This window comes from Nocardia sp. NPDC041819 (assembly GCF_055590505.1).
Genome location: NZ_JBVJAP010000013.1, coordinates 49,261 through 67,269 on the forward strand (window position 1 = coordinate 49,261; position 18,009 = coordinate 67,269).

The 18,009-nt window shown below is 69.8% G+C and carries 17 protein-coding genes and 1 tRNA gene; 8 read left to right on the forward strand and 10 right to left on the reverse strand.

The window, feature by feature from the left end; all coding sequences use genetic code 11:
- Window positions 1-1,644 carry a peptide chain release factor 3 gene (locus ACZ6DL_RS29150; protein ID WP_062972610.1) on the reverse strand — a complete coding sequence of 548 codons (1,644 nt, stop codon included), beginning with the start codon at window positions 1,642-1,644 and terminating at the stop codon, window positions 1-3.
- A gap of 304 nt (window positions 1,645-1,948) precedes the next feature.
- Here ACZ6DL_RS29150 and ACZ6DL_RS29155 point away from each other — a divergent pair, with 304 nt between their 5' ends.
- Window positions 1,949-2,551, forward strand: coding sequence for a 50S ribosomal protein L25/general stress protein Ctc (locus ACZ6DL_RS29155; RefSeq protein WP_466055870.1), 603 nt, complete (start codon window positions 1,949-1,951; stop codon window positions 2,549-2,551).
- The gene (gene pth / locus ACZ6DL_RS29160; RefSeq protein WP_466056075.1) at window positions 2,544-3,131 is read left to right on the forward strand and encodes an aminoacyl-tRNA hydrolase; all 588 of its coding nucleotides are present in this window, start codon (window positions 2,544-2,546) and stop codon (window positions 3,129-3,131) included. The genes ACZ6DL_RS29155 and pth overlap by 8 nt, the downstream gene beginning before the upstream one ends.
- Before the next feature lie 36 nt (window positions 3,132-3,167).
- On the opposite strand, the gene ACZ6DL_RS29165 is transcribed toward pth, so the two are convergent.
- Together ACZ6DL_RS29165 and ACZ6DL_RS29170 are read right to left on the reverse strand one after the other, a co-directional pair.
- Window positions 3,168-4,820 (reverse strand): fatty acyl-AMP ligase, encoded by a 1,653-nt coding sequence (locus ACZ6DL_RS29165; RefSeq protein WP_466055872.1) that lies wholly within the window; start codon window positions 4,818-4,820, stop codon window positions 3,168-3,170.
- A gap of 98 nt (window positions 4,821-4,918) precedes the next feature.
- Entirely contained in the window at window positions 4,919-5,578 is a 660-nt protein-coding gene (locus ACZ6DL_RS29170) for a lysophospholipid acyltransferase family protein (RefSeq protein WP_466055874.1), read from the reverse strand.
- A gap of 105 nt (window positions 5,579-5,683) precedes the next feature.
- Between ACZ6DL_RS29170 and ACZ6DL_RS29175 the strand changes: the two genes are divergently transcribed.
- Window positions 5,684-6,238, forward strand: a complete 555-nt coding sequence (locus ACZ6DL_RS29175; protein ID WP_466055876.1) for a TetR/AcrR family transcriptional regulator — start codon at window positions 5,684-5,686, stop codon at window positions 6,236-6,238.
- Between the two features lie 21 nt (window positions 6,239-6,259).
- On the opposite strand, the gene ACZ6DL_RS29180 is transcribed toward ACZ6DL_RS29175, so the two are convergent.
- The gene (locus ACZ6DL_RS29180; RefSeq protein WP_466055878.1) at window positions 6,260-7,450 is read right to left on the reverse strand and encodes an aminotransferase class V-fold PLP-dependent enzyme; all 1,191 of its coding nucleotides are present in this window, start codon (window positions 7,448-7,450) and stop codon (window positions 6,260-6,262) included.
- A gap of 176 nt (window positions 7,451-7,626) precedes the next feature.
- Between ACZ6DL_RS29180 and egtA the strand changes: the two genes are divergently transcribed.
- The 4 genes from egtA (at window position 7,627) to egtD (ending at window position 12,295) form a co-directional block, all read left to right on the forward strand.
- Window positions 7,627-8,964 carry an ergothioneine biosynthesis glutamate--cysteine ligase EgtA gene (gene egtA, locus ACZ6DL_RS29185; RefSeq protein ID WP_466055880.1) on the forward strand — a complete coding sequence of 446 codons (1,338 nt, stop codon included), beginning with the start codon at window positions 7,627-7,629 and terminating at the stop codon, window positions 8,962-8,964.
- A 100-nt stretch (window positions 8,965-9,064) separates the two neighbouring features.
- Entirely contained in the window at window positions 9,065-10,411 is a 1,347-nt protein-coding gene (gene egtB / locus ACZ6DL_RS29190) for an ergothioneine biosynthesis protein EgtB (protein ID WP_466055882.1), read from the forward strand.
- An 87-nt stretch (window positions 10,412-10,498) separates the two neighbouring features.
- Window positions 10,499-11,308, forward strand: a complete 810-nt coding sequence (gene egtC / locus ACZ6DL_RS29195) for an ergothioneine biosynthesis protein EgtC (protein WP_466055884.1) — start codon at window positions 10,499-10,501, stop codon at window positions 11,306-11,308.
- 15 nt (window positions 11,309-11,323) lie between these two features.
- Window positions 11,324-12,295, forward strand: coding sequence for an L-histidine N(alpha)-methyltransferase (egtD, locus tag ACZ6DL_RS29200; RefSeq protein WP_466055886.1), 972 nt, complete (start codon window positions 11,324-11,326; stop codon window positions 12,293-12,295).
- 27 nt (window positions 12,296-12,322) lie between these two features.
- Here the strand turns inward: egtD and ACZ6DL_RS29205 are convergent, their stop codons facing one another.
- From ACZ6DL_RS29205 to ACZ6DL_RS29230, 6 genes are all read right to left on the reverse strand, one after another.
- Entirely contained in the window at window positions 12,323-12,970 is a 648-nt protein-coding gene (locus ACZ6DL_RS29205) for a DUF2461 domain-containing protein (protein ID WP_466055888.1), read from the reverse strand.
- Between the two features lie 50 nt (window positions 12,971-13,020).
- Window positions 13,021-13,869 (reverse strand): hypothetical protein, encoded by an 849-nt coding sequence (locus ACZ6DL_RS29210; protein WP_466055890.1) that lies wholly within the window; start codon window positions 13,867-13,869, stop codon window positions 13,021-13,023.
- Between the two features lie 104 nt (window positions 13,870-13,973).
- Window positions 13,974-14,234, reverse strand: a complete 261-nt coding sequence (locus ACZ6DL_RS29215; RefSeq protein WP_357035844.1) for a hypothetical protein — start codon at window positions 14,232-14,234, stop codon at window positions 13,974-13,976.
- A 94-nt stretch (window positions 14,235-14,328) separates the two neighbouring features.
- Window positions 14,329-15,309 (reverse strand): ribose-phosphate diphosphokinase, encoded by a 981-nt coding sequence (locus ACZ6DL_RS29220; protein WP_466055892.1) that lies wholly within the window; start codon window positions 15,307-15,309, stop codon window positions 14,329-14,331.
- Window positions 15,306-16,796, reverse strand: coding sequence for a bifunctional UDP-N-acetylglucosamine diphosphorylase/glucosamine-1-phosphate N-acetyltransferase GlmU (gene glmU, locus ACZ6DL_RS29225; RefSeq protein WP_357121944.1), 1,491 nt, complete (start codon window positions 16,794-16,796; stop codon window positions 15,306-15,308). Before glmU ends, ACZ6DL_RS29220 begins: the two co-directional genes overlap by 4 nt.
- Window positions 16,797-16,886: 90 nt before the next feature.
- Window positions 16,887-16,957 (reverse strand) — tRNA-Gln (locus tag ACZ6DL_RS29230).
- Between the two features lie 419 nt (window positions 16,958-17,376).
- Between ACZ6DL_RS29230 and ACZ6DL_RS29235 the strand changes: the two genes are divergently transcribed.
- Window positions 17,377-17,991: a TetR/AcrR family transcriptional regulator gene (locus tag ACZ6DL_RS29235; protein ID WP_040869782.1), complete on the forward strand. Its 615-nt coding sequence runs from the start codon at window positions 17,377-17,379 to the stop codon at window positions 17,989-17,991.
- The last annotated feature ends 18 nt before the right edge of the window (window positions 17,992-18,009 follow it).

Consider the following 18,009-nt stretch of genomic DNA (forward strand, 5'->3'; position numbering starts at 1 on the left):
TCAGTCGGCGGTGGCCACCAGGGGCTCCAAGGTGAGCGCCGGGTGCTCCTTCTCGATGTATTGCAGCCGCCATTTATCGCTGAACAGCGCGAGCAGCGCACCGTCTGAGCGGGTGAACACCTCCACCCCGCGCTGCCGCCCGAGTTCGTCCGCCGACGCGGCATCGGTGCGCCGGGCCAGCGTGTAGCCGAGGTGCTCCATCGTGGTCTCGACGTTGAACTCCGTGAGCATGCGCGCGGTCACCACTTCGAACTGCATCGGGCCGACGGCCGCCAGGACCGGAGCGGCGTCGCCGCGGATGTCGTTGCGCAGCACCTGCACGACGCCCTCGGAGTCGAGCTGGTCCATCGCCTTGCGGAACTGCTTGTACTTGCCCGCGCTACGGGCCCGCAGCACGGCGAAATGCTCCGGTGCGAACGACGGGATCGGCGGGAACTCCACCTTCTTGTCCACGAACAGCGTGTGACCCGGAGCCAGCGCCGTCGCGTTGACCAGGCCCACCACGTCACCGGGGTAGGCGGTGTCGACGGTGGCGCGTTCGCGGCCGAACACGGTCAGCGCGTACTTGGTGGCGAACGGCCGCCCGGTCTGCGCGTGGGTGACCACCATGCCGCGCTCGAACTCGCCCGACACGATCCGCATGAACGCGAGCCGGTCCCGGTGGGCGGCGTCCATGCCCGCCTGCACCTTGAACACCACCGCGCTGAACGGATCGCCGGTCTCGCGCGGCTTGCCCTCGACATCGCGGCGCGGACCCGGGGCGGGCGCGAGCGCCACCAGGGTCTCCAGCAGCTGCCGCACGCCGAAGTTCAGCATCGCGGAGGCGTAGATGACCGGTGAGGTCTGCCCGGCCAGGAACAACTCCTGGTCGTGGTCCTGGCCGGTGGCCGAGAGCAGCTCGCTCTCCTCCGCGGCGGTGGTCCACGGCTCGCCTTCGCGCGCCTCGGCCGCCTCCGGAGTCAGCGACTCCTCCGGCGCGATGGTCGCGCCGCCCGCGGTGCGAGTGAAGTGGATGTATTCGAGCGCCGCGCCGTCCGGGCCCCGGCGCAGCAGGCCGCGGAAGTCTCCCGCGATACCGACCGGGAGGAACAGCGGAGTGGGGGTGAGGCCGATCCGCTCATCGATCTCGTCGAGCAGTTCCAGCGGAGCCCGGCCCGGCCGGTCCCACTTGTTGATCACGGTGATCACCGGGATGCCGCGGTGGCGGCAGACCTGGAACAGCTTCAGCGTCTGCGGCTCCAGGCCCTTGGCGGCGTCGATCAGCATCACCGCGGCGTCGACGGCGGTGAGCACCCGGTAGGTGTCCTCGGAGAAATCGGAGTGGCCGGGGGTGTCCACCAGGTTGATGACGCTGTCGACCTCGGACCCCGCTGCGCGGTAGTTGAACTGCAGCGCGGTCGAGCTGACCGAGATGCCGCGCGCCTTCTCCATCTCCATCCAGTCCGAGACGGTGGACTTGCGCCCGGCCTTGCCGTGGATCGCGCCCGCCTCGGAGATCATCCTGGCGTGCAGGGCGAGTGCCTCGGTGAGCGTGGACTTGCCCGCGTCGGGGTGGGAGATCACCGCGAACGTGCGCCGGCGGGCTACCTCGGCGGACAGCCCGCGGGGTGCGGGCGCGACAACACCCTCAGGGGAGGCGCTCAACGCAAGACAACCTTTCGCAGACAACCGATCGGCAACCACGCCAGCGTACGCGACTCGCTCGAGCGCGAGCCGAACCGCCGGTGACCACCCGATTCAAAGAGCGCCTCTGCGCTGGGGTATGGTGTTCGGGTTGTCTCGGCGAGGGTGACCGCAGACCAGTTTTGCGACACCGTGATCGACGCGGCTCGGCTTCCGGCCGTCCTCGTTCGGTCTTCGCCCCGACGAGTAGACCACCCCCGTCAGGTGTGCGGAACCCCTGACGTGTAACTGACAGCCCGGAAGAGCCGTAGGAGTAGATCCAGTCATGTCCGACGTCAACCTTCTCGAAGCATCCGTACGTACCGAGTTCGGCAAGGGCGCCGCCCGCCGTACCCGTCGTGCGGGCAACGTCCCGGCCGTGCTGTACGGCCACCAGGCCGACCCGCAGCACCTGTCGGTGAACGCCCAGGCCTTCGCTGCCATCCTGCGTGAGCACGGCACCAACGCGGTGCTGAACCTCGTCATCGACGGACAGAAGCAGCTCGCGCTGACCAAGTCCGTCGTGGTGCACCCGATCCGCCGCTACATCGAGCACGCCGACCTGCTGATCATCAAGCGTGGCGAGAAAGTCACCGCCGACGTGAACGTCACCGTCGCCGGCGACGCCGTCCCCGGCACCCTGGTCACCCAGGAAGCCACCACCGTCTCCGTCCTGGCCGACGCGATGAAGCTGCCCGAGGCCATCGAGGTCTCCGTCGAGGGCGTCGAGGCGGGCACCCAGATCACCGCCGGCGAGCTGCAGCTGCCCGAGGGCGTCGAGCTGGCCGCCGATGCGGAGATCCTGATCGTCAACGTGATCGCCGCCCCGGCCGCGGAGCCCGTCGAGGGCGAGGAAACGGCCGAGGCCGAGGGCGAGAGCGCTGAGTAACAGCGCACCGTCCGCCGGGCCCGCGCTCGTCGTCGGACTGGGCAACCCCGGTCCCGAATACGAGCGCACCCGGCACAATGTGGGTTTCCTGGTCGCCGACGTGCTCGCCGAGCGCGTCGGCGGCCGTTTCGGTGTGCACAAGAAATCCGGCGCCGACCTGCTGCAGGCGCGGCTGGACGGGCGCCAAGTGCTGATCGCGAAGCCGCGGGCGTTCATGAACCTGTCCGGGCGGCCGGTGGCCGCGCTGGCGAAGTTCTTCTCCGTGCCGCCGACCGAGGTGATCGTCGTGCACGACGAACTCGACCTTCCGTTCGGCGCCATCCGGCTCAAGCGCGGCGGCGGCGAGGGCGGGCACAACGGTCTGCGCTCCGTCTCCAGCGCCCTGACCACCAAGGACTACCTGCGCACCCGCATCGGCATCGGCCGCCCGCCGGGCCGCCAGGATCCGGCCGACTACGTGCTGAAGCCGTTCTCCGCGCCGGAGCGCAAGGAGGTCCCGGTGATCGTCGAGCAGGCCGCCGACGCGGTGGAGCTGCTGCTGCGCGTGGGTCTCGAGACCGCGCAGAACCAAGTGCACTGAGGCGCACCTCGCTCGATACGGGGTGCGCCCGGCCGATCATCCGCGCGGCAGATGAATCGCGGTCGCGGCCCTGCGCAGTTTGCCCGAAGAGGTCTTCGGCAGTGCGCCGGGGCCGAGCACGGTGACGGTGCGCGGCCGGGCGCCGACCTCCGCGAACACCGAATGCACGATCTCGCGCTCGATGCGCTTGACCTCGTCGGGGTTCTGGTGGCTGCCGCTCTCCACCACCACGGCGAAACTCTCCCGCTTCTGGCCCGCGTCGAGGCGCACCGCCACCGCGTTGCCCGGACGTACGCCGCTCACCCTGGTCGCGGCGCGCTCGATGTCGGTGGGGTAGATGTTGCGGCCGCCCATGATGATCACGTCCTTCATCCGGCCGCACACCACGATCAGCCCCTCGTCGGTGAAGTAGCCGATGTCGCCGGTGTCCAGCCAGCCATCGTCGTCCTGGGCCGGTTGGAATCCGTCCACCGTCACATACCCGGAAGTGACCGCGGGGCCGCGCAATTCGATCACGCCCACCGACCGGGTGGGCAGCGGCTGACGTTCGCTGTCGACGATACGGCCCTCCAGATGGTCGACCAGATAGCCGAGGGTGGGCAGTCTGCGGATGTTGGCGGGCTGGCCGTGCTCCTCCGGCACCGGCACCGCCTTGCCGATCGCTTCGAGCAGATCGCCATCGATCACGTCGAGCACCTGTCCGTGACCGGCGTCGGGGATCGACACGGCGAGCGTGGTCTCGGCCATGCCGTAGACCGGGGTGAGCGCCATCGGGTTGAGCCCGAAGCGTTTCCCGGCGGCGGCCAGAGCGTCCATGGTGTCCGGGTCCACCGGTTCGGCGCCGTTCCACATGTAGCGCACGCTGCTGAGATCGAACGCGCCGTCGTCGGCCTGCCGCAGCCGCCGGGCCAGCAGCGAGTAGGCGAAATTCGGCGCGGCGGTGACGGTTCCGCGGTACTTGCTGATCAGCTCGGCCCACAGCAGCGGCCTGGTGAGGAAGTCCAGCGGTGTCACGCACACCACTTCGGCACCGAATTGCATCGGGACGCTGAGGAATCCGACCATGCCCATGTCGTGGAACAGGGGCAGCCAGCTGACCATCACGTCGTCGTCGAGCTGGAATTTCACCCGGTCGAACATGGCGTGGGCGTTGACGAAGAAGTTCTCGTGCGTGATCCGGACCGCCTTGGGCGAGCCGGTGGACCCGGAGGTCAACTGCTGCAACGCGATATCGCCCTCGGCGGTGGGCACCGGGTCGGTGTCGGGACCGTCGGGCAGCTGGTCGATGCGCACCACGGTGATGCCGCGTTCGCGCAGCAGCGGCTCGGCCGCCTCGAACGGCGCGCCCAGCACGACCGCGCGCGCTTCGATCATGGTCAGCACGGTCTCGGTGTCGCGCGCCCAGACCACCAGATCGGTGCGCGGCGTCGGCTGGTGCAGCATGGTGATCGACGCGCCGCGCATCCAGACGGCCTGGCAGGCCGGGGCGATGTCGACCGGCATGCCCGCGAGCACGCCGACCGCGTCGCCGTGCCCGATGCCCGCTTCGGCCAGCCCGCCCGCCATGCGCCGGGCGATCCGGTGGATCTCCGCCCAGGTGCGCCGCAGCGGGGCGCTGGGCTCGCCGGTTACCAGTCCGCGCTCGGAGTTTCGCGCCGTGGCATACATTTCGTCGGTGAACCTGCTCAACGTTCATCTCCTAACCACCAGCTGTCGCCGGGAACCGGCCTCCCCCCACTATCCCGCCATCGGGGGGCGGCGTTAACCCCTTTTCCGGGGGCCCCAGGTCACAGCGACGAGAAGGTGGCCGCGTAGCGATCCACATAGCACCGGCCCGAGCGCGCGGCCAGCTCGCGCATCAGCTCGTCGGTGGCGGCGCGCACCATGTGGTGTTGCTCGGCGGGCGGGTAGCGGCGCGGCGTCCCGAACTCGATGCGCACTTTGCCGAACCGCGGCAGACGCCTGCCGCGTGGGTTCACCCGATCGGTACCCGACAGCGTCACCGGAACGACCGGCGCGCCGGTGGCCATGGCGACCCGCAGGGTGCCGGTGCGGCCGCGGTAGATCCGCCCGTCCGGTGAACGGGTGCCCTCGGGATGGATCGCCCAGACGCCGCCCGCTTCCAGGATGCGGGTGGCCGCGGCCAGTGCGCCCGCGGCCGCGTCGCCGCCCGTCCGGTCGACCGGAACCTGCCCGGAGACGGAGTAGAACCACCGATTGAACCGGCCGCGCAGGCCCGTCCCGGTGAAGTACTCCTGTTTCGCCAGGAACGTCACGCGCCGGGGGACGACCAGCGCGAGGTAGAGCGAGTCGATCACGGCGAGGTGATTGGCCGCGATGATCACGGGCCCGGTGCGCGGGATGTTGTCCAGCCCAGCGACATCGGGCCTGCCCAGCAGCCGCAGCAGCGGACCGAGCAGCACGTACTTGAACAGCGAGTACCACATGGAGACCTCCGTAGACGAATGCGTAGACATTGTCTACCGCATCGCGTAGACAGTGTCTATGTGCGGGAGTGTGGTTCTGCCGTGGCAGGCGTAGACAATGTCCGCATGGCCGAGAGCGAGACGTTGCGAGATCGACTGGTCGACGTCGGCGTCGACCTGCTCGAGGAGGTGGGCGTCGCGCACCTGGGGTTGCGTGCGATCACCCGGGCGGCGGGCGTCTCACACGGTGCGCCGCGGCGCTACTTTCCGACCCACCGCGCACTGCTGGCCGCCATTGCCGCCCGGGGGTTCGCCGACCTCGCCGACCGGTTCACGGCGGTGGACGCCGAGTCCGCGCGCGACCGTCTCGGGCGGATGAGCGCCGAGTACATCGAGTTCGCCGCGCGGCGGCCGGAGATGTTCACCCTCATGTTCCGGCACGATCTGCTCGAAGGCTCCGGCGAGAACCTGCGGTCGGTCACCCTGCCGCTGTTCGCGCGGTTCGCCGAGCTGGTCGGCGCGGCGGCGGGCACGACCGATCCGCGCGACCGCGCGATCGCCCTGTGGACGAATCTGCACGGCATCGCCACCACGCAGGCCAATCGCAGCCTGCGTCTGGTCGCACCCGGCGCCGACGTCGAGGCTCTGGTGGCCAGGGCGCTCGCGGTGCATCTGGCCTGAGTGTCGCGGGCCGCTCACGGCTCAAGCGCGCAGTTCCGCCACCGCGGCGACGAAGCGATCGAGTTCGTCGAAGCCGACGAAGCAGTGCGGCGAGGCGCGCACGACGGAGGCGAGGCCACGGCCGGTCATATCCAGCAGGGTCGAACCGGCGTGGCTGACCGTGACCGTGATGTCCTGCGCCAGCAGCCGGTCGCGCACCTCGACGGAGTCGACGCCGTCCACGGTGAACGACACGATGCCGCTGTGCCGCAGACCGATGTCGCGCACGGTCACCCCCGGAATCTCCGGCAGCGCCTTGCGCAGGTGCTCGGCGCGGGCCGCGATCGCGGCGTAGACGTCTTCCTGGCCCAGTTCGAGCAGGTATCGCACGGCGGCGCCCAGGCCGAGCCTGCCCGCGACGTCGCATTCCCAGAACTCGAAGCGGCTGGCATCGGGCGCGAGCCGGTAGTCGTGCGGTCCGGTCCATTGCGCGCCGTGCAGGTCGAGCCGGGCGGGTTCCATCGAGCGCGCCAACTCCGGCCGCAGGTAGAGGAAACCGGTGCCACGCGGGCCGCGCAGCCACTTGCGGCCGGTGGCCGACAAGGCGTCGACGCCGAGTTCGGCCACGTCCAAGGGCAGCTGACCGGCGGACTGACAGGCGTCCAGCAGCACCAGCGCGCCGACCGAGTGCGCGATCCGGGTCGCCTCGGCCGCCGGGTTCACCAGCCCGCCGTTGGTCGGCGCGTGCAGCACCGACACCAGCTTGACCCGTTCGTCGACCAGCGCCGACAGCGCGTCCAAGTCGATCTGCCCGGTCCCGTCGCTGGGAATCTTCTCCACCGTTGCGCCGGTGGCGCGGGCCCGCTGCAGAGCGGCGATGGCGTTGCTGGCGTAGTCCGCCTCGGAGACCAGGATGCGATCGCCCGCGGCGAGCGGTACCGAGTAGAAGAAGTCCGCCCACGAGCGCGTGGCGCTGTCGCTGAGCGCGATGCTCTCGGGTGCGGCGTTGATCAGCGCGCCGATCGCGGCCTTGACGTCGGCCAGATCGTCGAGCCGCTCGTTCGCGGCGCGATAGCCGCCGATCTCCGCCTCCCTGCGCAGATGCGCGATCACGGTGTCGGTGACGACCCGAGGGGGCAGCGACGAGCCGGCGCTATCTAGGAAAACGGGTCCCGGTCCGGGCCCCGGCGCGCATCCGGGAGTGTCGGCTCGTACGCGATCGTCATCCAGCATGGAGCCGACCTTATCGGGTGAATTGTTCGGCTTCATGTCGGTTTCTTGTCGGCCTGCGTCGCTACGCTGGATGGATCGCCGCACGCGAATTTCGGCCGGGGAGTGGAATACCACCGCCCAGAATGGCGATAACCGAAGAGCAGCGGACTACGTCCCGGAGCCCACTGGAGGTTGGCATGGCGGTCACGCTCGAGAGTCCTGAGTCGGCCGGGTGTGCCACCGAGCAGGGAGAACTGTCCTCCCGCGCGGCGGCGGAAGCATATATCGGGGGGGTGTGTTTCAAGCTCGGGCCACCGGCGCTGATCGGCGCCGAACTCGAATGGCTCACGGTGCAGGGTGAGTGTTCGGCGTCGGGTCCTTCGGCCGCTCCGCGCCCCCAGCTGTCCGCCATGGCGGACGCACTCGGACCGTACGCACCACGGTCCATCGCCCCCGATTCGCCGGCGCTCGCCTTGCCGGGGGGCAGCCGGGTCACTCTGGAACCCGGCGGTCAGATCGAACTCTCCAGCGCTCCGTACGGAGCCGCCGCGCAGTTGTGTGATCGGCTGCGCGATGATGCCCGCCTGTTGCGGGAACTTCTCGAATCCCGGTCCATCCGCACCGTTTCCGTCGCCGCCGACGCGGACCGCCGCCCCAAGCGGTTGCTTCAGCTGCCGCGCTATCGCGCGATGGAGCGCTCCTTCGGCGGCATCGGGCCGTTCGGCAAACTGATGATGTGCAATACCGCGGCCACCCAGGTCAGCGTCGACGCAGGGGCCGACCGCGCGGACGTCACCGCGCGCTGGAGCGCCCTCTACGCCGTCGGCCCGGCGCTGCTGGCCGCCTTCGCCTGTTCACCCGGCCTGCGTGGCGCGCCGCCGGGAGCATGGGCCTCTCAGCGCATGCGGGCCTGGTTGCGGCTGGACAACACGCGCACCCGCCCGCCGGTGCTGGACTGGGCGGACCCGATCGCCGCGTACGGCAGATGGGCGCTGGACGTGCCGCTGCTGTGCGTGCGCCGACCGGACGGCGCCGAGGGCGGTGACGGCGACTGCGCGGAATGGTCCGCACCGCCCGGTGCGACCTTCGCCGACTGGCTGTCCGGCGCACTGGACGACGAGGTCGGCCGCCGCCCCGGCATCGGCGACCTCGACTACCACCTGACCACGCTGTTCCCGCCGGTGCGCGCCTCGGGCCACCTGGAGGTCCGCTACATCGACGCCCAGCCCGGCGACGCGTGGACCGTGCCGGTGCACGTGATCGACGCGCTCATGTCCAGCCCGGCGGTGGTCGCGGAGGCGAGCTCGATCGCCGCGCCGCTGGCCGGCCGCTGGGTCGATGCCGCCCGCTACGGATTGGCCGATCCCGACATCAGGGCCGGTGCGGTCGCCCTGCTACGCCTGGCGGCCGAGCACACCGCGACCGACGACGCGGCCCGCGCCGTGGAATCCGCCGCGAAACGATGTCGCCACGGACGCACCCCGACCGAGGGCGACACGGAGCACAGCCCGGAGCCCACGGAGACAGCCCTGTGACCAGCAGCCGACCGCATTTCCCCGACAGCGACCCGGTCGACCGCACCGAGTCGCCCAGCAGCGCAGACGCCGATCAGCACGAATCCCGGAGACGTTTCCCGTGACCACTTCCCATTCCGCCTTCACCGACCACTCCGGTACCGAACAGCTGCGCGACCGGATCGCCGAGGTGCTCACGCGCGCCCGGCAACGAACCCTCACCCTCACCGACTGCCTCGACGAAGCCGAACTGGTAGCCCAGCATTCGCGACTGATGAGCCCACTCGTCTGGGACCTCGCGCACATCGGCAATCAGGAAGAACTCTGGCTCGTGCGCGACGTCGGCGGACGCGACGCGGTGCGCGCCGACATCGACGAGCTCTACGACGCCTTCAAACACGCCCGCGCGAACCGGCCCGAACTACCGTTGCTCGATCCCGGCCAGGCCCGCGACTACGTCGGCGCCGTTCGCGACAAGGTGTGGGATGTGCTGGAGCGCAGCGACCTACGAGGCCGGCAACTGATCGATGACGGGTTCGCGTTCGGCATGATCGCCCAGCACGAGCAGCAGCACGACGAGACCATGCTGGCCACCCATCAGTTGCGCGCGGGCGCGCCCGTGCTCGCCGCGGCGGCCGCACCCACCGCCGCGACGCCGGCCACCGGAGAAGTCGTGATCCCCGCGGGCGAATTCACCATGGGCACCTCGACCGACGTGTGGGCGCTGGACAACGAGCGCCCCGCACATCCGGTCCGGGTGCCCGGCTTCGCGATCGATGCCGCGCCGGTGACCAACGAGCAATATCTGGCTTTCGTCGACGACGGCGGCTACGAGCGGCCCGAGCTCTGGTCCGAGCGCGGCTGGGCGCATCGCACCGAGGCGGGCCTCGTCGCGCCGCAGTTCTGGGAGCGCGATCCGTCCGGGCGCTGGTGGCGGCGGGTATTCGGGGTGATGACCCCGCTGCGGCCGCGGCAGCCGGTCGTGCACGTGTGCTGGTTCGAGGCCGAGGCCTACGCGAACTGGGCGGGTAAGCGCCTGCCCACCGAAGCGGAATGGGAGAAGGCGGCCAGGTTCGATCCGGCCACCGGCGCGTCGCGCCGATTCCCGTGGGGCGACGCCGATCCCGACGCGACCACCGCGAACCTGGGGCAGCGGCATCTGGAACCCGCCGAGGTCGGCGCGTATCCGTCCGGCGCGTCTCCCGCGGGCGTGCACCAGCTGATCGGTGACGTGTGGGAATGGACCGCTTCGGGTTTCGAGCCGTACCCGGGTTTCCGCGTATTCCCGTACCGGGAGTACTCCGAGGTGTTCTTCGGCGGCGATTACCGTGTGCTGCGCGGCGGTTCCTTCGGCACCGATCCGGTGGCCTGTCGCGGCACCTTCCGCAACTGGGACCATCCCATCCGTCGCCAGATCTTCGCCGGGTTCCGCCTGGCGCGGGATCTGGGTCCGGGAGAAGGCGAGTGAGCGACGCCCGTCATTCCGGCCGGTGGCCGGGCCGTGGTCACGCGGTGAGCGGTCCGTGCAGGTCGAAGGTGGCGTCGGCGGGTGCCGATGTGTAGACACCTGGGTTACATCGGCCCGCCGGTGCGGGTAGGCGACATGGTGACCCTCGGCTCCCATTCGTTGCGCACGCAGGCGTGGGCGCCGCGCGACATGCGCCACGGCGGCACCATCAACGCCGACGGGTTCGGCGTCGCCTGGTGGCGCGTCGGAGCGGACGACACGGTCACCGCCAGCCGTTATCGCAACGCGGCCCCGATCTGGACCGACCCGGCCGTGGACGAGGTGCTTCCGCAGCTGGAGTCCGCCGCCGTGCTCGCGGCGGTGCGGTCGGCGACGGTCGGCATGCCGGTCGAGCGGTCCGCGTGCGCGCCGTTCACCCGTGACCGCTGGGCGTTCAGTCACAACGGCGTGGTGCCGGACTGGCGGCGCACGCTGACCGGCGTGGCCGAGGAGTTCGCGCTCATCGCCGCCGAACTCGGCGCCGAGGATCTGTTCACCCCTGCGCGTTTGCTGGAGGCGGAATCCGCCACCGACGCGGCCACGCTGTGGGTACTGCTGTGCGATCTGCTGGCGACCGGCGCACCAGACGGCGAATGGTCCGCTGCTCCGGCGGCACTGCGGCTGCTGGTGTCCGCGATCCTCGACCGGGCGCCGGAAGCACGCCTGAATCTCCTGCTCTCCGACGGCGCGAAACTGTGGGCGACCACCTGCCACCATTCGTTGTCGGTGCTGGTCACCGACGATTTCGCGCTCGTGTCCTCCGAACCCTTCGACGACGACCCCCGCTGGCGGTCGATCCCGGACCGCAGCCTGGTGAGCGCCAGGCCCGGCGCGCTGTCCGTCGACGCCCTCCTCTGACCCGAAAGGCCCGCCATGACCGCAGTCACGCTGGACATCCACCTCACCGAAGACGACCTGAACACGGCGCTCCGCTCGGACGCCTCACAGGGCCTGACCGCGACCCCGAAATGGCTGCCGCCCAAATGGTTCTACGACGCCAAGGGCAGCGAACTCTTCGAGCGGATCACCGAGCTGCCCGAGTACTACCCGACGCGCACAGAGCGCGCGCTGCTCGAGCGGGTGGTCGACGAGATCGCCGACGCCGCCCAGGCCGAGGTGCTGGTCGAACTGGGTGCCGGATCGGCGGCCAAGACCCGCCTGCTGCTCACCGCCCTCAGCGCGCGCGGTCCCTTGAAGACGTATGTACCGCAGGACGTTTCGTCCGCGGCGCTGCGAGCGGCGGCCGACGAGGTCGCGGCCGAGTTCCCTGGTCTCGGCGTGCACGGTGTCGTCAGCGATTTCACCGACACCCTGGACAACCTCCCGCGCGGCGGTCGCCGGATGATCGCCTTCCTCGGCGGCACCATCGGCAACCTCGTCCCCGAGGAGAGGGCCGAATTCCTCGCCAGGATCCACGCCGTGCTCGAGCCGGGCGAGCAACTGCTGCTCGGCGCCGGGCTGGTCACCGACCCGGCGGTGCTCGTGCCCGCCTACGACGACGCGGCGGGCGTCACCGCCGAGTTCAACCGGAATGTGCTGCACGTGTTGAACGCTCGCCTGCGCGCCGACTTCGCGCCGGAGAAGTTTCGGCACATCGCGGTATGGGACGCGGCGCGGGAGTGGATCGAGATGCGACTGGAGGCGAGCGAGGACATGACCGTCACGGTCGCCGACCTCGGTCTCACCGTGCGTTTCGGCCGCGGCGAACAGATGCGCACCGAGATCTCCGCGAAGTTCCGGGTCGAGGGGCTCGACGCCGAGCTCGCCGCCGCGGGCTTCGCCACCGGGCACGTGTGGACCGATCCGGACGATCGCTTCGCGCTGGTCCTCGCCGGACGGCGCTGACCGGGGCTCGGCTCCGGTCGGCGGCGGTCACCGGGAGGGCACGCCGCCGGCCACCGCCGCGAGCCACTCGACCAGCGGCCGCATCGTCTCCCACGCGGCGCGGACCTCCTTCGCCGTCCGCGGCGTGTCCAGCCACCCGGGTGCGCCGAATTCCCTGCCGCACGTGATGGATTTGTGCCGCAGCAGGTCGATGCGCGGATGGTCGGCGTCGTAGCCCTTGGGTTTGGTCTTCAGCTTCTCGCCGCCGATGGTGAAGCCGGCGTCGGCGAGTTTCGCGAGGATCGCCGCCAGTTCGCCGCCGCGCACCTCGTCGTCGATGGTGGCGCGCAGTTGCGCGAGCTGATCGGGCGAGCCCTGATAGAAGCCGCCGCCGACGAACAGGCCCGCGGCGTTGATCTGGACGTACCAGCCGACGCCAGGCGCGGCGCGCACCACCGCGCCCTGCGCGGTCTTGTACGGCGTCTTGTCCTTGGCGAATCGCACATCCCGATAGGGCCGGAAGATCTTCGCCGCGCCGAAATCCGGCTCCAGCTCGGCTGCGAGCGCCTTCATCGGCGTGAGTACCGATTCGTCGTAGATACTCTTGTGCGCGGTCCAGAAAGCCTTGGAGTTGTCGGCCTCCAAGTCTTCGTAGAAGTCCAGCCCGGCCAGCGGGAAGCCTGTGAATCCGGTCATGCGCGCACACTCGCCGCGCTGGTGTCACCGAAGGAACGCATACCGGAAATCTACGTCGTGAAGTCTCCGCCGAACACGGCGAATCCCACGATGAAGCCGATGAGCATCCCGACGGCCGCCGCGATCGCTGCCCATTTGCCGAGCGATTCGCCCTTGTTGTGCCCGACGATCCCCAGGACTATCCCGGCCGGACCGAACAAGATCGGGCAGAACAGCACCGCGGTCACCGCGCAGACGAACCCGATGATCGAGTACACCTGGCTACCCGGCTGCCTCGGCGGGGTGGCATACGGCTCGTACCCCTCCTGCGGGTAGGACGGGTAGCCGTACTGCGGACCGGCCGGCGGTTGTTCGTACCCTCCGCCCGCCGGGTACTGAGGTTGCCCGGTCGGCGGATACGGTTGCCCGGCGTCAGCGGGCTGTCCGTACGGCGGGTAGGGCAGTTGTCCGCCCGATCCGTATCGAGCGTGGTCGTCCGGCGTGAACCGGCGCGTCTCCTCGTCGGTCGGAGGCTGTGGAGCGGAACCCGACAGCGGGGACCCCGGCGCGGCGGGTTCGGCGCCCCAGGACTGCTGGCCGCCCGGCCCGTCGGCGCCCCACGGCTGAGGTTCGGCCGGTTGACCGCTGGGTTCCGCGCCCCACTGACCGCCCAGCGGGCCCGCGGGCGGTGTGCCGCCCGACTGCCACCATTGGTCCGCCGGGCCCTGCTCGCTTTCCGGTGGCCGCGCGGCGGCCGGATCGTGCTCGGTGGGTGGTGCGCCGGTCTGGGCCGGGGCGGCGCCGGTCAGTGGCTGAGCAGGCTCGTCACCGGAGGTGTCACCGGTCTGTTTCGACAACGACGGTGCCTCCGGCTCCCGCCGCTCGTCGCCGGTGTGGTCCGGATCCTTCGGCGTGCTCATCGCACCCTCCTCGTGTCGTCCCGGTCACGCAACCTATGCCTACCACGCTGCACGCATCGTCATAGCCGATTGCTACAGCGCGGCGCGTCGGGGCGGTATTCGGCTCAGAGGTCCTCGTCGTCGACGATCTCGATCGCGGCCACCTCGGCGGACCGGTCGTCCGCCTCGTCGTCCTCGGTGCGGCCGTCGTGCGGCGTCCACTCCTGATCCAGCTCGTCACCGATGCCGAGCCTGCCGTCGTCCTCGTCCTCGTGGTAGCGGATGCGCAGGTCGTCGGGCGGATCCTCGATATTGCGCTGATACTCGCGGATCTCGTCCTCCTGGTCGTCATCCCCCATCTCGGTCTCCAGCGGGTCACGGTCCATACCCTCAGTATCCCCACCGATCGCCGCGGCTAACGCGAACGCGAAAACGGCGGCCCGGACCGGAGTCCGAGCCGCCGTTTCCGCGGTGTGAGGCTTAGGCGTTGCCGTTGAAAAGGCCGGTGACCGAACCGTTTTCGAAGACCTCGCGGATGGTGCGGGCCAGCAGCGGCGCGATGGAGAGGACGGTCAGCTGCGGGAACTTCTTCTCCTCCGCCAGGGGCAGGGTGTTGGTCACCACGACCTCCTTGGCGCCGCAGGAGGCGAGGCGCTCGGCGGCGGGCGAGCTCAGCACGCCGTGGGTCGCGGCGATGACCACGTCACCGGCGCCGGCCTCCTTCAGCACCTTGACCGCGCCCGCGATGGTGCCGCCGGTGTCGATCATGTCGTCGATCAGGATGCAGGTGCGGCCCTCGACCTCACCGACCACGCGGTTGGACTTCACCTGGTTGGGCACCAGCGGGTCGCGGGTCTTGTGGATGAAGGCCAGCGGCGAGCCGCCCAGCGAGTCGGCCCACTTCTCGGCGACGCGCACGCGGCCGGAGTCGGGGGAGACGACGGTGATGTGCTCGAGGCTGTAGTTGTTGCGGATGTACTCCGCCAGCTGCAGCTGGGCGTGCATGTGATCGACCGGACCGTCGAAGAAGCCCTGGATCTGGTCGGTGTGCAGGTCGACGGTGATGATCCGGTCCGCGCCCGCGGTCTTCAGCAGATCCGCGACCAGACGGGCCGAGATGGGCTCGCGGCCGCGGTGCTTCTTGTCTTGGCGGGCGTAGGGGTAGAACGGCAGCACCGCGGTGATCCGCTTGGCCGAACCACGCTTGAGCGCGTCGATCATGATGAGCTGCTCCATCAGCCACTGGTTCAGCGGCGCGGGAAAGCTCTGCAGGACGAAGGCGTCGGATCCGCGGACCGACTCCTCGAACCGGACGAAGATCTCGCCGTTGGCGAAGTCCCGCGCGATCTGCGGCGTGACGTGGACGTCGAGTTCCTTGGCGACCTGCTCGGCCAGCTCAGGATGAGCGCGTCCCGAGAAGAGCATCAGGTTCTTCTGGTTGTCGATCCATGACGCGGTCACTGCTGATTGCCATCCTTTTGCTCTATTGCCTGACCCGACATCTCCTTGGCCGCGACGGCTTCCGCCGCCGCACGGGCCGCGTCCGTCCCAGGACGGTGTCGCTGCACCCAGCCCTCGATGTTCTTCTGCGGTCCGCCGGAGACCGCGAGAGCTCCGGGCGGAACGTTTCTGCGCAGTACAGTACCCGCCGCCGTATAGGCTCCGTCACCCACCGTCACCGGCGCGACGAACATGGTGTCGCTGCCGGTGCGCACGTGCGAGCCGACCACGGTGTGGTGCTTGGTCACCCCGTCGTAGTTGACGAAGACACTGGACGCACCGATGTTGCTGTGCTCCCCGATGGTGGCGTCGCCGACGTAGGTCAGGTGCGGGACCTTCGAATGCGCGCCGATCGAGGCGTTCTTGGTCTCGACGAACGCGCCGAGCTTGCCCACTTCGCCCACGACGGTGCCGGGCCGCAGGTAACTGAACGGACCGATGGTCGCCTTCGGGCCGATGGTGGCGCCCTCGCCGTGGGTGCGGATCACCCGGGCGCCGTCGCCCACGACGACATCGGTGAGCGTGCTGTCCGGCCCGATCTCGGCGTCCTCGCCCACGACGGTGTTGCCGATAAGTTGCACGCCGGGGCGTAGCACGGCGTCCCTTCCGATGCGCACCCCGGCGTCGACCCAGGTCGAGGCGGGATCCATGATCGTGACGCCCGCGCGCATGTGGCGTTCCAGGATGTAGCGGTTGAGTGTGTGCGCCGCCGAGGCCAGTTGCACCCGGTCGTTGACGCCGGTGACTTTGGCCGCGTCGACCAGGCGTGCGCCGTGCACCGGGTGACCCGCCTCGCGGGCCAGGCGCAGCACGTCGGTGAGGTACAGCTCGTGCTGGGCGTTGGCGGTGGACAGCCGGCTGATCATGGTGCGCAGCACCGCCGCGTCGAACGCGTACACACCGGAGTTCACCTCGGTGATCGCGGCCTGCTCGGGGGTGGCGTCGGCGTGCTCGACGATCTCGGCCAGCTGGCCCTCGGCGTCGCGCACGATGCGGCCGTAGCCGTTCGGGTCCGGCGGTACGAAGGTCAGCACGGTGACCGCGGGGCGTTCGGCGTAGCTGCGGTGCTCGTCGAGCAGTGCGGCCAGGGTGTGCCCGTCCAGCAGCGGCACGTCCGCGGAGGTGACCAGTACGTCACCGGTGAATCCGACCGGCAGGGCGGCCAGCGCGCACTGTACGGCGTGCCCGGTGCCGAGCTGCTGTTCCTGGATCGCCGGGGTGATCTCCCGGCCCAGCTCGTCGGCGACCGCGGTCACCGCCGCGCCGACCTGCTCGCGGTCGTGCCCCACCACGGTGATGAGGTACGCGGGGTCGATCTCGTTCGCCGCATGCAGCGCGTGCGCGAGCATGCTCCGACCGGCCAGCGAATGCAGGACCTTGGGGGTCTTCGACCGCATTCGCGTCCCGGCACCGGCTGCGAGAACGACGACGGCGGTCTGCTGTGGCATGGATCTCCCTCGGCTGCCTGTCCTCGTGCGGGGCATCGTCGTGCTTGGTCAGCGATCTGCGGGCCAACGATAGGGCATCGTGCTCTCGAGCTCCGCCGCCAGGACTCGAACCTGAACTCTCTGAACCAAAATCAGATGTGCTGCCATTACACCACGGCGGATTGCCACACCGGCGGTTGGCGAACACCCCGCCGCTGTGCCACGGCACGGGATGAATCCTCGCATACTCGGCCGCCTCCCCGCGAATTGTTCGGCCCGCCTGTGCGCGTATTCCGGCCGTACCAGGGCGGAGCCGGGACGGCCGGAGACACGCCGGCGGCGGACCGGTGGGCCGGGCGGGTGGATCCCCGGCGGGTCTGGGACAGTGGTATCCGAATGTCGGTGTCGTGCGTCGGAGCCCCGGTGCGACGGCCGACTCGACACGCACGAGGGCAACTCGCCGGGCTCGCCCCGCGACCCGCCCGGCATGCGACCGTCGGTCGGAGGGAACCGCCGAGGCACTCACGACCGGCAACAACGCGGAGAGGGCGGAGGAGCAGGGGTGTCTTCGGGTGAGTCGCATCGAGTGTCCCGGCCGCGGATGACCGGTACGCAGCGGCGTCAGCAGCTCATCGAGATCGGGCGCGCGCTGTTCGCCGAACGCGGTTACGACGCGACCTCCATCGAGGAGATCGCGCAACGCGCCCAGGTCTCCAAACCCGTGGTGTACGAACACTTCGGCGGCAAGGAGGGGTTGTACGCGGTCGTCGTCGACCGCGAGATGTCGATGCTGCTCGACATGATCACCTCCTCGCTCACGCAGAACCGATCGCGTATCCGGCTCGAACAGGTCGCGCTGGCACTGCTGACCTACATCGAAGAACGAACCGACGGGTTTCGAATTCTGGTGCGCGATCAGCCCGCCGCGGCGGCGGAGGGCAGGTACTCCAGTTTGCTCAACGAGGCGACCAATCAGGTGGCGCACATCCTGGCCGGAGATTTCGCGCGGCGCGGGTTCGACACCAGTCTGTCCACCCTCTACGCGCAGGCGCTCGTCGGCCAGGTCGCCACCGCCGCGACCTGGTGGCTCGACGAGCGCCAACCCTCGAAAGAGGTTGTGGCGGCACACTTGGTGAACCTGTGCTGGAACGGGCTGAGCCATCTGGAGGCCGAGCCGCAACTGAGTTCGGAGTGGCGCGCGAGCGCAGGTGAGTGACCCGGATTGTTAACCAGC

Coding starts and splice junctions, on each gene's coding strand:
- ACZ6DL_RS29235 (WP_040869782.1), top strand. CDS start 17,377: ATGACCGGTACGCAGCGGCGTCAGCAGCTCATCGAGATCGGGCGCGCG.
- ACZ6DL_RS29210 (WP_466055890.1), bottom strand. CDS start 13,869: ATGAGCACGCCGAAGGATCCGGACCACACCGGCGACGAGCGGCGGGAG.
- egtA (WP_466055880.1), top strand. CDS start 7,627: ATGGCGGTCACGCTCGAGAGTCCTGAGTCGGCCGGGTGTGCCACCGAG.
- ACZ6DL_RS29155 (WP_466055870.1), top strand. CDS start 1,949: ATGTCCGACGTCAACCTTCTCGAAGCATCCGTACGTACCGAGTTCGGC.
- ACZ6DL_RS29215 (WP_357035844.1), bottom strand. CDS start 14,234: ATGGACCGTGACCCGCTGGAGACCGAGATGGGGGATGACGACCAGGAG.
- glmU (WP_357121944.1), bottom strand. CDS start 16,796: ATGCCACAGCAGACCGCCGTCGTCGTTCTCGCAGCCGGTGCCGGGACG.
- egtD (WP_466055886.1), top strand. CDS start 11,324: ATGACCGCAGTCACGCTGGACATCCACCTCACCGAAGACGACCTGAAC.
- ACZ6DL_RS29205 (WP_466055888.1), bottom strand. CDS start 12,970: ATGACCGGATTCACAGGCTTCCCGCTGGCCGGGCTGGACTTCTACGAA.
- ACZ6DL_RS29170 (WP_466055874.1), bottom strand. CDS start 5,578: ATGTGGTACTCGCTGTTCAAGTACGTGCTGCTCGGTCCGCTGCTGCGG.
- egtC (WP_466055884.1), top strand. CDS start 10,499: ATGTGTAGACACCTGGGTTACATCGGCCCGCCGGTGCGGGTAGGCGAC.
- ACZ6DL_RS29175 (WP_466055876.1), top strand. CDS start 5,684: ATGGCCGAGAGCGAGACGTTGCGAGATCGACTGGTCGACGTCGGCGTC.
- ACZ6DL_RS29180 (WP_466055878.1), bottom strand. CDS start 7,450: ATGCTGGATGACGATCGCGTACGAGCCGACACTCCCGGATGCGCGCCG.